Source organism: Sulfitobacter profundi, assembly GCF_042661425.1.
Lineage (GTDB): Bacteria > Pseudomonadota > Alphaproteobacteria > Rhodobacterales > Rhodobacteraceae > Sulfitobacter > Sulfitobacter profundi.
The window spans coordinates 3,278,018-3,293,049 of the sequence record NZ_JBHSWA010000001.1 but is presented as its reverse complement, the minus strand read 5'-3'; the positions used below and the strand labels follow the sequence as shown (position 1 = coordinate 3,293,049).

Sequence of the window (15,032 nt, the reverse complement as noted above, 5' to 3'; positions counted from 1 at the left end):
GTTCCCGCGTGGGGGGCGGTCGGCTTAACCTTGCCAGCCGCGCTGCTCAAAACGGGGCAGCATGGCAGAGAAGTCTTTGCCCTTGCCGCCTTCTTCCTCGACGAAACGGGTGTAGAGTTCCTTGGCCAGCGCGCCCATCGGCGTGTCGGCATTGGCCATTTCCGCGGCCTGTTGGGACAGCCCCAGATCTTTGAGCATCAGCTCTGCCGCGAACCCCGGTTTGTAGTCGTTGTCGGCAGGCGATTGGGGGCCGACGCCGGGGGCCGGGCAATAGGCGTTCATCGACCATGAATAGCCCGAAGACGTGCTGACCACATCGAACATCCGTTCGCGATCAAGGCCCAGTTTGTCAGCCAGTGCAAAGGCTTCGCAGGTGGCGATCATCGTGGCGCCAAGGATCATGTTGTTGCAGATTTTCGCCGCTTGGCCTGCGCCCGCATCGCCGCAATGAACGGCTTTCTGACCCATGATGTCGAACAGCGGTTTGGCCTTTTCAAAGGCCGCCTCCGCGCCGCCCGCCATAAAGGTGAGCGTGCCGCCCTGCGCGCCGCCGATCCCGCCAGAGACGGGGGCATCCACAAAGAGCAATCCGGCCTTCTGCGCCGCCTCTGCCGCGAAACGCGCGCTTTCGACGTCGACGGTGGAGCAATCGATCAGCAGCGCGCCCGCTGCCATATGTGCGACCGCTTCTTCGGCCACTTGGCGCAGGATTGCGCCGTTGGGCAGCATGGTGATGACCACATCGGCATCCCCGACCGCCTCGGCGATGGTCTTGGCCTCGGCGACCCCTTCGGCGGTGGTGCCGGCCACGTCATTGCCGCGCACGGTATGACCAGCGGCGGCGAGATTGGCGGCCATGGGCCCGCCCATATTGCCCAGACCGATGAAACCGATTGTAAGATTGCTCATGAATTTTCCTCCAACTTCAATTCGTTGTCGCCCAAGGGGGCGAGCATGGCGTCGATATCGGCCTGCGGCACGTCCCAGTCGGCGTGTTGCCATTTGGGGCTGCGGTCCTTGTCGATGATCGCGGCGCGCACACCTTCGATGAAATCGCCTTTTTCCAGTGACCGCGCGGTAAAACGGTATTCCTGTTCCAGTGCCGGGACCATGCCGATGTCGGGGCCGCGCAGGCGGCGCAGCATCTCAAGCGTGCAGGCCATCGACAGGGGGAGTTGCGGCGCAGGGTTTTCACTGTTTCTGCGGCGAAACCGCTGTCGGACATCGCAAGCGCCGCGTCGATTTCACTGAGGCTTTCGGCATGAAAGAGGCGGTCCACCTCCTCTTGAACCTCTGCGAGCGTGGACGGGGGCGGGGTGCTTGCCGCGCGGTCGAGAATGAAGGGATCACCGTTCTCTTCCAGTTGCGCGATAAGATCGGGCCATTCGGCTTGCGCGATAAAATAATCCGCAAAACCGGCGTGGAGCACGTCGCCCGCGCCCATCCGCGCACCGGTGAGGCCAAGGTATTCGCCCATCCGTCCCGGTGCCTGTGCCAGCAGCAGTGTGCCGCCCACGTCGGGCACCAGACCGATGCCGCATTCGGGCATGGCGATCTTGCTGCTTTCGCTCACCACCCGGTGCGAGCCGTGGCAGCCGATGCCGACCCCGCCGCCCATGGTGAAGCCCTGCATGAAGGAGATCACCGGCTTGGGAAAGCCGTGCAGCTTGTTATTAAGCCGGTATTCATCGGCCCAAAAACGGCGGGCGAAGTCGAAATCCCCATCCTTGCCCGTTTGGTAGAGCTGTGCCACGTCACCGCCCGCGCAGAAGGCTTTTTCACCCTCGGCATTCAGAACGATCACGGCGACCTCAGGGTCATCGCGCCAGTCGTCGATCGCCTTTTCGATGGCGATGCACATGTCGTAGCTCAGCGCGTTCAGCGCTTTGGGCCGGGTGAGTGTGATGCGTCCGGCGCGGCCCGCTTTGCGGATGTGGATATCACTCATGGGGGCCTCAGCGATTCTTGAGCATGTCGCGGGCGACGATCACGCGCATGATCTCATTCGTGCCCTCAAGGATCTGGTGCACCCGCAGGTCGCGGACCAGTTTCTCGATCCCGTAGTCGGCAAGGTAGCCATAGCCGCCGTGCAACTGCAGACATTGGTCGACGACCTTGCTGCCGGTCTCAGTCACGAATTTCTTGGCCATAGCGCAGAACTTGGTCGCATCCGGCGCGCCAGTGTCGAGCTTCCACGCCGCTTGGCGCAGGAAGGTGCGCGCGGCTTGCAACTCGATCTCCATATCGGCAAGGCGGAATTGCAGCCCTTGGAACTGGTCGATGCTCTGGCCAAAGGCTTTGCGGTCGCCCATGTACTCCAGCGTCTTGGTCAGCGCAGTTTGCGCGGCCCCGAGCGAGCAGGCCGAGATGTTCAGCCGCCCACCGTCGAGGCCCGCCATCGCGTATTTGAAGCCTTTGCCCTCTTCGCCAACAAGGTTCTCCGCACCGACCTTGCAGTCATCAAACTGCACCAGCGCCGTCGGTTGGCTGCGCCAGCCCATCTTGTCTTCTAGCCCGCCAAAGCTGAGACCCGGCGTGCCATCCTCGACATAGACTGTCGAGACACCCTTAGCGCCGTCATCCGACGTACGCACCATGGTGACATAGGCATCCGAATAGCCCCCGCCTGAGATGAAAGCCTTGGTGCCGTTCAGCGTGTAGCCGTCGTTTGTGCGCGCGCAACGGGTCTTGAGCGCCGCCGCATCTGAGCCGGAGCCCGGTTCGGTCAGGCAATAGCTCAGCACGGTTTCCATCGTGAGCACCTTGGGCATCACGCGTTCTTTCATCCCGTCACTGGCAAAGGTGTCGAGCATCTTGGCGCACATGTTGTGGATCGACAGGAACGCCGCGACCGAGGGGCAGGCCATCGACAGCGCCTCAAAGACCAGCGTGGCGTCCAGACGTGTGAGCCCCGCGCCGCCGGTCTCTTCAGAGACATAAAGCCCGCCGAACCCCAATGCGCCGACCTCTGGCCAAAGCTCTTTGGGGATGGTGCCGTCTTTCTCCCATTGGTGGGCGTGGGGCGCGATATTCTCCTGCCCGAATGCATGGGCCATGTCGAAAATGGCGGTCTGTTCCTCGTTCAATGCGAAATCCATCGCGGCTCCTCCCTGAAGTCATGTGTCCTTGGAACTGAACACTTGTTTAATTCTATCAGCCGAAAGGTGCCGCAACAAGCGTCACAGATCGGCGTGGTATTCCTCGATCAGATGGCGGACGACGGCCTCGCCGCCCTTACCCTCGGGCGCTTCGGCCCAGACTTTGCGCTGCCGCTCAGCCGATGTGCCCTTAGCGACGACATCGCGCAGGGCGCAGACCTCATCGAGACAGCGAAGCGCTTCGGCGTCCTCGGCCAGCAGTTCGACGATCTCTTCGAAAAGGGTGTCAAAGCCCTGCATCTTTTGATCGCCAAAATCGATTAGGCTGTCACGCGTGCCATACCGTTGGGCACGCCAGCGGTTTTCGGAGATCAGAAAACGGTCATATTTGCGCCAGCTCTGGTTCGCGTCGCGCAGCCTAAGGAGCATTCGGCACAGCGCTTGGGTCAGTCCGGCCAAGCCCAAGCTATGGGCCATGCGCGGCTGCACGTCGAAAATACGCGTCTCCAGCGTCGGGTAATGAACCGACGGGCGCAGATCCCACCAGACTTTCGAAGCGTCTTCGATAATATCCAAGTCAACGAGCGTATCGGTCGTGCGCTGATATTCCGCCCAGCTGTCAAACTGCGGCGGCAGCCCGGTGCGGGGCATGTTGTCCATCACCGACATGCGGTAGGAGGCAAGTCCGCTGTCTTCGCCCTGCCAAAAGGGGAGGACGCGGAAAGCGCAAGCAGATGCGGCAGGAAATAGGAAAGCTGCGGCATCAGGTCGATCCGCAGATCGTCGCCTTCGAGGCCAACATGGACATGCATGCCACAGATCAGCATCCGCCGAGCGATGTTTTCCAATTCGCTTTCAAGCTGGGTATAGCGTTGTTTTTCCGTAGTTTCCTGCGCCTTCCAATCTGAGAACGGATGGCAACCCGCGGCGATCGGTGCGAGATTGTGCTTGTCTGACAGTTCGGCAATTGTGCGGCGCAGGTGGCGCAAATCTTCGCGGGCCTCGGCCACAGTCTCGCAGGGTTTGGTGCCGATCTCGATCTGGCAGGCAAGAAACTCGGGGCTGACCTGATCTTGCAGCGCCTCTCGGCAGGCGGTCATCAGAGCGTCGGGCACATCGGCCAGTGCCAATGAATCCTTATCAACGAGCAGGTATTCTTCTTCGATTCCGATGGTGAACGTGGACTGCATGGCTCTGGCCTCCGGCAGGCCGGCCGCCCGAAGGCGGCCGGCGGGATGGATCACTCCATCACGGGGATGGAGAACTCGCCACCCTCTTTAATGCCCGACGGCCAGCGGGCCGTCACGGTCTTGGTGCGGGTGTAGAATTTAAACGCATCCGGGCCGTGCTGGTTCAAATCGCCAAAGACGGATTTCTTCCAGCCGCCGAAGGTGTGATAGGCCAGCGGCACCGGGATCGGTACGTTGATGCCGACCATGCCGACGTTGATCCGGTTGGCAAAGTCACGCGCGGCGTCACCGTCGCGGGTATAGATCGCGGTGCCGTTGCCGTACTCGTGGTCCATGGCAAGGCCGATGGCCTCTTCGTAGGTCTGGGCACGCACACAGGTCAGCACGGGGCCAAAGATTTCCTGCTTGTAGATGTCCATGTCCTTAGTCGCGCGGTCAAACAGGTGCGGGCCGACGAAATAGCCGTTCTCATAGCCCTGCAGTTTGAAGTCACGCCCGTCGACGACCAGTTCAGCACCCTGATCGATGCCGGTCTGAACCAGACGCTCGATGTTGGCCTTAGCAGCGGCGGTCACGACGGGGCCATAGTCCACATCGTTGCCCGCGGTGTAGGGGCCGACTTTCAGTTTTTCGATGCGCGGCACCAGCTTTTCAATCAAGCGGTCGGCGGTCTCATCGCCCACCGGCACGGCCACGGAAATCGCCATGCAGCGTTCGCCAGCGGCACCGTAGCCCGCGCCGATCAGCGCGTCTGCGGCTTGGTCCATATCTGCGTCGGGCATGATGATCATGTGGTTCTTGGCACCGCCGAAACACTGCACGCGCTTGCCGTTGGCACAGCCGGTGGCATAGATGTATTCGGCAATCGGGGTCGAGCCCACAAAGCCCACCGACTGGATCACGTCATGGTGCAGGATCGCATCGACCGCTTCTTTGTCGCCATTGACGACTTGGATGATGCCCTTGGGCAGACCGGCTTCTTCCAGCAGTTCGGCCAGCATCAGAGGGACGGAGGGGTCACGCTCGGACGGCTTGAGGATGAAGGCGTTGCCGCAAGCGATGGCGGGGGCGAACATCCACATCGGGATCATGGCGGGGAAGTTGAAGGGCGTGATGCCTGCGGTCACACCAAGCGCTTGGCGCATGGAGTACATGTCGATGCCGGGGCCGGCGCTGTCGGTGAAATCACCTTTCAGCAGTTCGGGTGCGCCGATGCAGTATTCCACCACTTCAAGACCACGCTGCACGTCGCCTGCAGCGTCGGGCAGGGTCTTGCCGTGCTCACGGCTCAGCGCCTCGGCCAGCTTGTCCATGTCGCGGTTCAGCAGGGAGACGAACTTCATCAGCACGCGGGCGCGGCGCTGTGGGTTGGTCGCGGCCCATTTGGGCTGGGCGGCGGCGGCGTATTCGACGGCTTTGTTCAGCTCTTCGCCATTGGCCAGCGGCACTTTCGCCTGCACTTCGCCGGTGGCGGGGTTCATCACATCGGCAAAGCGCCCGGAGGTGCCTTTGACGTGTTCGCCGTTCAGGTAGTGGGTCATCTCTTGCATGATCGGTCTCCTCTTTGGTTGGCGGCACGATAGCCTTGCAAAAAGCAATGGAACAGAGGAAGGATGGCAAAACCGTCTTGCATTTTTGCAAAACCAAAGAAAGCAGGCCATTGGATCAGAACTGGGACGACCTGCGGCTGTTTCTGGCCGTGGCGCGGGAAGAGAGCCTGTCGGGCGCGGGCAAATTGCTGCGGCTGGATCCGGCAACGCTGGGCCGCCGCATGGCGCGTTTGGAAAAGGCGTTGCAGACCGTGCTCTTCGTCAAATCGCCACAGGGCTATATGCTGACCGAAGCAGGCAGTGATCTGATGCAACGGGCCGAGCGGGCCGAGCAGGCGATGCGCGCCGCCACCGCCGGGGTACCGGTGCAAAGCGATCAACTCTCGGGGCAGATCCGGGTCGGCGCGCCCGATGGGGCGGCGAACTATCTGTTGCCGCAGGTCTGTGCGGCCATTGCGGCAAAAAACCCCGATCTGGACGTGCAGATCATCGCATTGCCGCGCGTCTTTAACCTGTCCCGGCGCGAGGCGGATATGGCGATCGGGGTGAGCGCGCCCACGGCGGGGCGGCTGGTGGTGCAGAAAGTGACGGATTACCATCTCCATCTTGCGGCCGCGGAAAGCTATCTCGCACGCTACCCCGAGGTGACCTCGGTCGGCGATCTGCAAGGGCACCGGATGGTCGGCTATATCCCGGATATGATCTTTGATCGGGAGTTGGACTACCTCGCCGACCTCGGCATCAGCCGCGTGGCCTTGGCATCAAATTCCGTCTCCGTTCAGGTGCGGATGATCCAACAGGGGGCGGGATCGGCATCGCGCATGACTTCTCGCTTGCCGCAACCCAAGGCGTGCGGCGCATTCTGACGCAGGCCGTCAGCCTCAAGCGGGCCTTTTACCTGATCCGCCATGCCGACGACCGTCGCAACGCCCGGCTGGCGGCTTTTGCCGAGGCGCTGGCCGCCGGGCTTCGGGCCGAGACTGCCCGGCTGGAGGCCGAAGCCGCGCAGAAGACTGCGCCAAAAGCTTGACATGAAAGGATTTCGCGGTGACGCTGGAGGGGACTTTGCCCTGCATCAAAGGAGGCGCCAGATGCTCGTATCGCAGATTCTCAAGACCAAGCCCGATGGCAAGGTGGTCACGGCCAAACCCGGATTGGCGATCTCTGAGGCGGCGGCGATGCTGGCTGAAAAGCGGATCGGGACGCTGGTGATCTCAGCCGATGGCAAGACGCCGGATGGGATTCTGTCTGAGCGGGACATCGTGCGCGAACTGGGCCGTTCGGGCGCGGGCTGCCTGCAGCAGGCGGCTGAGAGCATCATGACCCGCAAACTGGTGACCTGTAGCCGGGATGATCGCTCTGACGCGGTGTTGCAACAGATGACCGACGGGCGGTTTCGCCATATGCCCGTTCTGGAAGACGGGGAACTCGTGGGGCTGATCTCTCTCGGCGACGTGGTCAAGGCGCAGTTGCAGGAACTGTCGATGGAGAAGCAGGCCCTCGAAGGCATGATCATGGGCCACTGAAGCGTTTTCAGGAGCCACGACAGGGCGGTTCTGCGGACTGACCGCGGGGCAGTGCTACCGCTAACCGACTTGCGCTTGCGGCGGTGAAATGCTTGGCTGCGCCGCAACGCAGCAGATACGCAGGACAATTACATGCGCATAGCCCTCTACCCCGGTACGTTCGACCCGATCACGCTGGGGCATATCGATATCATCCGCCGCGCCGCTCGTATGGTCGATCGGCTGGTGATCGGCGTGGCAATCAACCGCGACAAGGGGCCCTTGTTTAGTCTTGAGGAACGTGTCGCGCTGATTGAAGCGGAATGCGTGCAATTGGCCGAAGAGACCGGCGTTGAGATCGTGGTGCACCCTTTCGAGAACCTGCTGATCGACTGCGCGCGCGATGTCGGGGCGCAGACCATCGTGCGCGGTCTGCGGGCCGTGTCGGATTTTGAGTATGAGTTCCAGATGGTTGGCATGAACCGGCAGCTGGACGATTCTATTGAGACGGTCTTTCTGATGGCCGAGGCCACCCATCAGGCCATTGCCAGCAAACTGGTGAAAGAAATTGCGCGACTTGATGGGGATGTCAGCAAATTTGTGACCCCAGCGGTGAACGAAGTGCTGATTGAGCGCTTTGCGCGGAAGTAGCGTCCTGAGTAGAGAGCGGGCCGTGTGCGGCGCGGTTCTGCGCGGTATTTTTAAAAGGATGAAGGGGAGGGGCGTGGCGCGTGAGTGGCGGCCGCGTCTTTTTGTCGTCAGCGGCGTTGGGCGGCTATGATAACGGCTGGGGCCAGCATGCCGTGGGAGACGCCCCTTCGTTGTCAAACCTTGGCAAAACCTACAGTAGATTGCCTTGGTGCAGCGCCGTTTGATCGGTGGCGTGGTGGAAATCGGTTGAGACCAGTTTTCGGTTCGTGACCGATAGCGATGGGACAGAAAAGAAGGAATTTGCGCCGCCGCTTGCCTTACCGCCAGAAGGCAACCCATTCGATCAATTCAAAGAGTTTTTTGCCGAGATAGATCATATGGTCCGCGCCATAGGCATAGAGGTCGACCAGCATCGCCCCGGCGATGACGAGGGCCAGCACGATGGCGATGGAATTGGTCATGGCGCGGCTCCGGGCGGGGGTTGGCCTGATATTACAGCCACGCCCCCGCCGTGCAAGCCTTAGCCCAACTGGCCCATGGCAACGGCCACATCGGCCATGCGGACCGAGAAGGCCCATTCGTTGTCATACCAACCGAGCACGCGCACGGTGCGGCCTGCGACGACGATGGTCTGGTCGGGGGCGAAGATGCAGCTTTGCTCCGTATGGTTGAAGTCGATGCTGACTTTCTGTTCGGGATCATAGGCCAGCACACGTTTCATCGGGCCATCGGCAGCGGCGCGGGCGGCGGCGTTGATCTCTTCCACCGTTACGTCGCGGCTGGCTTGGAAGGTCAGGTCAACGGCGCTGACGTTGGGGGTGGGCACGCGCATGGCGGTGCCGTCGAGCTTACCTTTGAGCGCGGGAAGCACTTCGCCTAGAGCTTTGGCAGCCCCGGTGGAGGTGGGGATCAGGGCCATGGCAGCGGCGCGGGCGCGGTAAAGGTCATCGTGGCGTCGGTCGAGCGTCGGCTGGTCGCCGGTGTAGCTGTGGATCGTCGTCATCAGGCCGCTTTCGATGCCCACGGCGTCGTGCATGACTTTGGCCAGGGGCGCGAGACAGTTGGTGGTGCAAGACCCGTTTGAGATCATTCGGTCGGAAGCGGTCAACTGGTCGTCATTCACGCCGTAGACGATTGTCTTATCGACATTTTTGCCGGGCGCGGAGAGCAGTACGCGTTTGGCGCCGTTCTTAAGGTGAACGTTGGCTTTGTTGCCGTCGTTGAACTTGCCGGTGCATTCCAGAACCACGTCACAGCCGGACCAGTCCAGTTCTTCGAGGTTATAGCTCGACATCATCTCGATGTCGTTTTGGCCGAGGTTCATATAGCCGCCGTCGACAGAGACTTCGCCGGGAAAACGGCCATGGACGGAATCGTATTTGATGAGATGCGCGGCGGTGCTGAGCGGGCCAGTGGCGTTCACCTTGATCACTTCGATGTCATCGCGCCCCGAGGCTGCGATATGGCTGAGGTGCAGCGGCCGATGCGGCCAAATCCGTTGATGCCAACTTTGATGGTCATGGTGCATTCCTTGTCATGGGCCGCGCGATCGGGGGCCGTATGTCGGGGTTGCGGGCTCTATATCTGGGGTAGGCAGTCAGGGGAAAGGGGCAAAGCTAAATGATTTCCGGATGTTAGCGTTAAACCTGCATGTTAGCGGTAAAGGTCGCTCCGGCTTCGGACTTGCCAGATGGGCTGCACATGCTACTTCGGTTGCAACACGCAAAAAGGGGCATGGAATGAGCGGTTTACTGGCACTTGTGGATGATGTGGCGGCCATCGCCAAGGTTGCGGCGGCAAGCGTGGATGATGTGATCGGGCAGGCGGCCAAGGCGGGCTCGAAGGCGGCGGGCGCGGTGATCGACGACGCGGCCGTGACGCCGAAGTATCTGCATGGGTTCAAGGCCGAACGTGAGCTGCCGGTGATCTGGCGGATCACCAAAGGGTCTTTGCGCAACAAATTGGTGTATCTGCTCCCAGTGGGGCTGCTGTTGGCGAATTTCGCGCCATGGGCGATTCCGCCTTTGTTGATGCTGGGCGGGGCTTACCTGTGTTTCGAGGGGGCCGAGAAGGTTGCCCATGCGCTTGGCTGGGGGCACGGGCACGAGGATTATCCCGATAAGGAGAAGGTCGTCGAAGACCCCGCACAGCTGGAAGAGAAGAAGGCAGCAGGCGCGATCAAGACTGACTTTATCCTCTCGGCGGAGATCATGACCATCGCCCTGTCCGCGATCCCCGAAAGTAACTTTTGGATGGAAGCGGCCACGCTGGCGGCGGTGGCGGTGATGATCACTATCGCGGTCTATGGCTCCGTCGCTTTGATCGTCAAAATGGATGATCTGGGGCTGGTGATGGCGAACCGGGGGCGTTTTGGCCTGACGCGTAGCGTGGGCCGCGGGCTGGTGCGCGGGATGCCGGGGTTCCTGAAACTGCTCACTGTTGTTGGCACGGCGGCCATGCTGTGGGTCGGCGGGTCGATCATCATTCACGGGTTGGAGCAGATGGGCTTTGCCGCGCCCTACAACTGGATCCACGACATCGCGGTCGCCGTCGGTCACGCGGTCCCGGCCCAGTTCGAGGGGGCGGTCGAATGGATCACCACGGCGGGGATTGATGGGCTCTTTGGTCTGGCGCTTGGTCTGGTGCTGATCCCGATCGGGGAAAAGATCGTCACGCCGATATGGCGCAAGGTCTTTCACAAGGCCGCTGTGTAAACCGCAGGCCAGAGGGTAGAACAACGAAAAGGGGCGACGGATAGTCCGTCGCCCCCTTTTTTGTACCATATGATCCGTGGCTCAGAGCAGTGCTTTGGCTTTCTGAGCGACATTCTCAGCAGTAAAGCCGAACCGTTCGAACAGTTCTTCGGCCGGGGCAGAGGCACCGAAACGGTCCATGCCGACGAAATCGGCCTTGCCGTATTTGCCGCGCTCGCCAAAGAGCCACTGGTCCCAGCCCTGACGCATGCCTGCCTCAACGCCAACACGCACGGCACCACCGGGCAGCACGCGCTTGCGATAGGCTTCATCCTGCGCGGCGAAAAGTTCCATACAAGGCATAGAGACGACGCGGGTGCCGATGCCTTCGGCCTGCAGCAGATCACGCGCAGCCAGTGCCACATGCACTTCCGAACCGGTGGCGATCAGGATCACCTGACGCTTGCCCTCGGCATCGGCCAAGACATAGGCGCCTTTTTCGGTGAGGTTGTTGTTCTTATGCTCAAGACGCACGGTCGGCAGGCCCTGACGGGTCAGCGACAGAACCGACGGCGTGGTTTTCGAGGTGAAGGCAATCTCCCAAGCCTCCGCCGTTTCCACCGCGTCGGCGGGGCGGAAGACATAGGTGTTGGGTGTCGCGCGGCTGATCGCCAGATGCTCGACCGGCTGGTGGGTCGGGCCATCTTCGCCAAGGCCGATGCTGTCATGGGTCATGACAAAGGCCGTGGGAATTTGCATCAGCGCCGCCAGACGCATCGAAGGACGCGCGTAGTCGGTGAAGCACATGAAGGTGCCGCCATAGGGACGGATGCCGCCGTGCAGCGCCATGCCGTTCATCGCCGCCGCCATGCCGTGCTCGCGGATGCCCCAGTAGACATAGCGCCCGCCGCGGTTGTCCACATCAAAGACGCCCAGATCGGAGGTCTTGGTGTTGTTGGAGCCGGTCAGGTCCGCCGAGCCGCCAACCGTTTCGGGCAGGATCGGGTTCAGCACTTCGAGGGCTTTTTCGCTCGCTGCGCGGGTCGCCATTTTGGGCGCGCTCTCGGTGATCTGCTTTTTGAAGGCTTTGACGGTCGCGCTCATCTTTTTGGGCGCGTCCAAAGCCAAGGCGCGGTTAAACGTCTCGCGCTTGGCGCGGGGCATCTTGTCGAAACGCTCTTCCCAGTCGCGGCGCGTGTCGGCGCCGCGTTTGCCGATCTCTTCCCATGCGGATTTCACGTCAGCGGGCACTTCGAAGGGGCCGGTTGTCCAGCCGTAGGCCTTTTTGGCCTCGGCCATCTGGTCGGCGTCTGTCAAAGCGCCGTGGCCTTTCGAGGTGTCCTGCGCCGCGTGGCCCAGAGCAATATGGGTCTTGCAGGCGATCATCGTCGGCAGGTCAGTGGCTTTCGCCTCGGTCAGGGCCGCGTCGATCTCATCGGGGTTGTGGCCGTCGATCTCGATCACATGCCACTGCGCGGCTTTGAAACGCGCGACCTGATCGGTGTTGTCCGACAGGGTCACCGGGCCGTCGATGGTGATGTTGTTGTTGTCCCACATCACGATGAGCTTGCTCAGTTTGTGGCGGCCGGCGAGGGTGATCGCCTCTTGGCTCACGCCTTCCATCAAGCAGCCGTCGCCCGCGATGACATAGGTGTGGTGATCCACGACCTTTGCCCCGTACTGGGCGCGCAGCATCTCTTCGGCCATGGCGAAACCGACCGAATTGGCGATACCTTGGCCGAGCGGGCCGGTGGTGGTTTCAATCGCGTCGGCGAGAAAGTTCTCCGGGTGCCCGGCTGTGCGCGCGCCCATCTGGCGGAAATTCTTCAGCTCTTCGATGGGGAACTGCTCGTAGCCCGTCAGGTGCAGCAGTGAATAGATCAGCATGGAGCCGTGGCCCGCAGACAGGATGAAGCGGTCACGATCAGGCCAAAGCGGGTTCGCCGCGTCAAACTTGAGGTGCTTTTCGAAAAGCACGGTTGCCACATCGGCCATGCCCATCGGCATGCCGGAGTGGCCCGAATTGGCGGCGGCGACGGCATCGAGGGTCAGCGCGCGAATGGCGGTGGCCTTGGACCAGTGATCGGGGTTTGCGCGTGCGAGGGCTGTCAGATCCACGGGGCGTTCCTTTGCGGCTGTGGCAGATTGGGCCTGTGCATACCAGCGATCGGGCAAAGTTCAAGCACAACCGGGCGCCAGCAGCGGTGTGCGGTACGGGCAGAGGTGAACTCTGCGCCTCAAGTCGCTGAAACGAAAGGGGGCGCAATTTGCCTGCGCTTTGGCTAGGATTGCGGAAACCGGCTGATCCGGGCGATTCGCGCGCGTGACATTGCGTGGGCTGCGCGCTATCTGCCGAATATGGCAGCCATAACGGGCCGCCGCCACGGGGCACGGCAGGCGAAAACGCCGCCGATAGAGCAGGACGAACGAGGAGACTTCATGCGGATGAGTGAACTTGAAGAATATCAACGCCGCATCACGGCCGCGATGGACCGGATGGCGAAGGGGCTGGATCAGCTCAACGCCGCCCCGGCCGAGCCGGATGAGGATATCGTGCAGGCGCTGGAAGACGAGCGGCAAGCCAACGCTCAGCTGACCGACCGGGTCAAAACCCTGAAGGAAAGCCATCAGGACGAATTGACCGCCCTGCGCGATCAGATGGAATTCAACAATGACCGGGTGACCCAGCTGGATATGGACGTGCAGCGTCTGCGTCAGGCGAATGAGCAGTTGTCGGCGGCCTGTGAACAGTTGCGCTTGGCCAATGCCGAAGGGCTGGCCGACCCCAAGTTGATCGACACCGCCGTTATTGCCGAGCTGGAAAGCCTGCGTGCCACCCGCGCCATTGAGATGGCCGAGATTGACGCCGTGTTGACTGCGCTGGCACCTCTGGTCGAAGACGGTGAGCCCGAACCCGAAGCACCCGCCGAGGATGACCGCGCCCAAGAAGAACCCAAGTCAGGAGGGGCCGACTGATGCCCGAAATACGGATCACCATTGGCGGCCGCCAGTTCGAGGTCGCCTGTCAGGAAGGTGAAGAGAGCTATCTGCACGCCGCCGCCAAGATGCTGGACGATGAAGCCCGCGTGCTGAGCGATCAAGTGGGCCGCATGCCCGAGGCGCGGATGTTGCTGATGGCCGGTCTGCTTTTGGCCGACAAAACCGCCAGCGTCGAAGACCGCATCGCCGAAGTGCGCGCCGAATTGGCCGAGCGTGAGGCCGAGTTGACCAGCCTGCGCAACACCAAGATCGAGCCGGAGCGTATCGAAGTGCCCGTCGTGCCGCAGGGTGTCAAAGACACGCTGGCCGAGATCGCCGCACGGGCCGAGGCGCTGGCCGCCGAGATCGAAGAGAAATCTGGCAAATGAGCACTGGCATCAGGGCAGCCCTCTGCGTGCTGCTCTGGGCCGCGCCCGCGGGGGCCGAGACCACCGCCATGACCTATCTCTGTGACCGTGGGGTATCGGTGCCGGTGGTCTATGTCCCCGATGCCGATCCCGCTGTTGCGGTGCTTTATATCGAAGGGCGGCTCATCCATTTGCAGACCATGCCCTCCGGCTCTGGCGCGCGATACGGCTGGCCTTCGGATGGGTCGTCCTATGAATGGTGGGAACATCAGGGCCGTGCGCGCCTTGGCTGGCACGAGGGGGCCAGTGACGCGATGACGCCGATCTATACGGACTGTGTGCCGCAAGATTGACCCCATGCGGGATTGCGGCGCGGGCGGCAATATGCTCTGGGGGCGCGAAAAGTGCCCCTTGGGCGCTGGCTTTTGCGACCTAACAATCAGGACACCCTCCCATGACCGTGAAACCCCGCATCATCATCTCAAGCGACCATGCCGACATCGCCCTGCGCCAAGACATCGCGCGCCATGTGGCCGAGCGCGGTTTTGAGGTCGAAGACATCGGCCCGGCAACGGCAGAGAGCACGGATTACCCCAAACACGGCGAAGCCGCCGCACGACGCATCGCAGCGGGGGAGTTCGACCTTGGCATTCTGATCTGCGGCACGGGGCAGGGCATCATGATGGCGGCCAATAAGGTCAAGGGCATTCGCTGCGGCGTCTGTGCCGATACCTTTTCGGCCAAGATGATCCGGGCGCATAACGACGCGAATATGCTGTCGATGGGCGCGCGGGTGATTGGGGGCGGGCTTGCGCTTGAGATCGTGGATGCCTTTCTTGATACCGAGTTTGAAGGCGGGCGTCATGGCCGCCGCGTCGATATGATCACGGCGATTGAAGACTGAGGTTAAGGTGCTGCCGGGGCGCGCCCGTTTGGGGTGCGTTCGGGGCGGTTTTCGACACCGATTTTGCAGGGCGCTATCGCTGGTGGTGCTGCGC

The 15,032-nt window shown here is 61.8% G+C and carries 12 protein-coding genes and 4 pseudogenes; 8 read left to right on the top strand and 8 right to left on the bottom strand.

Annotation, left to right across the window (positions count from 1 at the left end; genetic code table 11):
- Positions 1–24 precede the first annotated feature (24 nt).
- From mmsB to ACFQAU_RS17060, 5 genes and pseudogenes are all read right to left on the bottom strand, one after another.
- Positions 25–1,002 carry a 3-hydroxyisobutyrate dehydrogenase gene (mmsB, locus tag ACFQAU_RS17080; RefSeq protein ID WP_236627378.1) on the bottom strand — a complete coding sequence of 326 codons (978 nt, stop codon included), beginning with the start codon at positions 1,000–1,002 and terminating at the stop codon, positions 25–27.
- A pseudogene (locus ACFQAU_RS17075) lies at positions 906–1,948 on the bottom strand (enoyl-CoA hydratase/isomerase family protein). Before ACFQAU_RS17075 ends, mmsB begins: the two are co-directional and overlap by 97 nt.
- A 7-nt stretch (positions 1,949–1,955) precedes the next feature.
- Positions 1,956–3,098 carry an acyl-CoA dehydrogenase family protein gene (locus ACFQAU_RS17070; protein ID WP_132443536.1) on the bottom strand — a complete coding sequence of 381 codons (1,143 nt, stop codon included), beginning with the start codon at positions 3,096–3,098 and terminating at the stop codon, positions 1,956–1,958.
- An 81-nt stretch (positions 3,099–3,179) separates the two neighbouring features.
- Positions 3,180–4,288: pseudogene (locus ACFQAU_RS17065) on the bottom strand (carboxylate-amine ligase).
- A 50-nt stretch (positions 4,289–4,338) separates the two neighbouring features.
- The gene (locus ACFQAU_RS17060) at positions 4,339–5,838 is read right to left on the bottom strand and encodes a CoA-acylating methylmalonate-semialdehyde dehydrogenase (protein WP_132443534.1); all 1,500 of its coding nucleotides are present in this window, start codon (positions 5,836–5,838) and stop codon (positions 4,339–4,341) included.
- Positions 5,839–5,948: 110 nt separating this feature from the next.
- Here ACFQAU_RS17060 and ACFQAU_RS17055 point away from each other — a divergent pair.
- The 3 genes and pseudogenes from ACFQAU_RS17055 (at position 5,949) to coaD (ending at position 7,994) form a co-directional block, all read left to right on the top strand.
- Positions 5,949–6,868 (top strand): annotated as a pseudogene (locus ACFQAU_RS17055) (LysR family transcriptional regulator).
- A 61-nt stretch (positions 6,869–6,929) separates the two neighbouring features.
- Positions 6,930–7,364 carry a CBS domain-containing protein gene (locus ACFQAU_RS17050; RefSeq protein WP_067941819.1) on the top strand — a complete coding sequence of 145 codons (435 nt, stop codon included), beginning with the start codon at positions 6,930–6,932 and terminating at the stop codon, positions 7,362–7,364.
- Positions 7,365–7,496: 132 nt separating this feature from the next.
- Complete coding sequence (coaD, locus tag ACFQAU_RS17045) at positions 7,497–7,994, top strand: pantetheine-phosphate adenylyltransferase (protein WP_067629160.1); 498 nt, start codon at positions 7,497–7,499, stop codon at positions 7,992–7,994.
- A gap of 317 nt (positions 7,995–8,311) precedes the next feature.
- Here the strand turns inward: coaD and ACFQAU_RS17040 are convergent, their stop codons facing one another.
- Together ACFQAU_RS17040 and gap are read right to left on the bottom strand one after the other, a co-directional pair.
- The gene (locus ACFQAU_RS17040; RefSeq protein ID WP_162931831.1) at positions 8,312–8,455 is read right to left on the bottom strand and encodes a hypothetical protein; all 144 of its coding nucleotides are present in this window, start codon (positions 8,453–8,455) and stop codon (positions 8,312–8,314) included.
- Between the two features lie 59 nt (positions 8,456–8,514).
- Positions 8,515–9,515, bottom strand: a pseudogene (gap, locus tag ACFQAU_RS17035) (type I glyceraldehyde-3-phosphate dehydrogenase).
- 218 nt (positions 9,516–9,733) lie between these two features.
- On the opposite strand from gap, the gene ACFQAU_RS17030 reads away from it, so the two are divergent.
- Positions 9,734–10,708: a DUF808 domain-containing protein gene (locus ACFQAU_RS17030; protein WP_132443532.1), complete on the top strand. Its 975-nt coding sequence runs from the start codon at positions 9,734–9,736 to the stop codon at positions 10,706–10,708.
- An 81-nt stretch (positions 10,709–10,789) separates the two neighbouring features.
- Here the strand turns inward: ACFQAU_RS17030 and tkt are convergent, their stop codons facing one another.
- Complete coding sequence (tkt, locus tag ACFQAU_RS17025) at positions 10,790–12,805, bottom strand: transketolase (protein WP_132443531.1); 2,016 nt, start codon at positions 12,803–12,805, stop codon at positions 10,790–10,792.
- A 327-nt stretch (positions 12,806–13,132) separates the two neighbouring features.
- Between tkt and ACFQAU_RS17020 the strand changes: the two genes are divergently transcribed.
- From ACFQAU_RS17020 to rpiB, 4 genes are all read left to right on the top strand, one after another.
- Complete coding sequence (locus tag ACFQAU_RS17020) at positions 13,133–13,663, top strand: hypothetical protein (protein ID WP_206054260.1); 531 nt, start codon at positions 13,133–13,135, stop codon at positions 13,661–13,663.
- Positions 13,663–14,055 carry a cell division protein ZapA gene (locus tag ACFQAU_RS17015; protein WP_067629152.1) on the top strand — a complete coding sequence of 131 codons (393 nt, stop codon included), beginning with the start codon at positions 13,663–13,665 and terminating at the stop codon, positions 14,053–14,055. The genes ACFQAU_RS17020 and ACFQAU_RS17015 overlap by 1 nt, the downstream gene beginning before the upstream one ends.
- Positions 14,052–14,387 (top strand): MliC family protein, encoded by a 336-nt coding sequence (locus tag ACFQAU_RS17010; protein ID WP_132443530.1) that lies wholly within the window; start codon positions 14,052–14,054, stop codon positions 14,385–14,387. Before ACFQAU_RS17015 ends, ACFQAU_RS17010 begins: the two co-directional genes overlap by 4 nt.
- Before the next feature lie 101 nt (positions 14,388–14,488).
- The gene (gene rpiB / locus ACFQAU_RS17005; RefSeq protein ID WP_132443529.1) at positions 14,489–14,938 is read left to right on the top strand and encodes a ribose 5-phosphate isomerase B; all 450 of its coding nucleotides are present in this window, start codon (positions 14,489–14,491) and stop codon (positions 14,936–14,938) included.
- Positions 14,939–15,032: the final 94 nt, after the last annotated feature.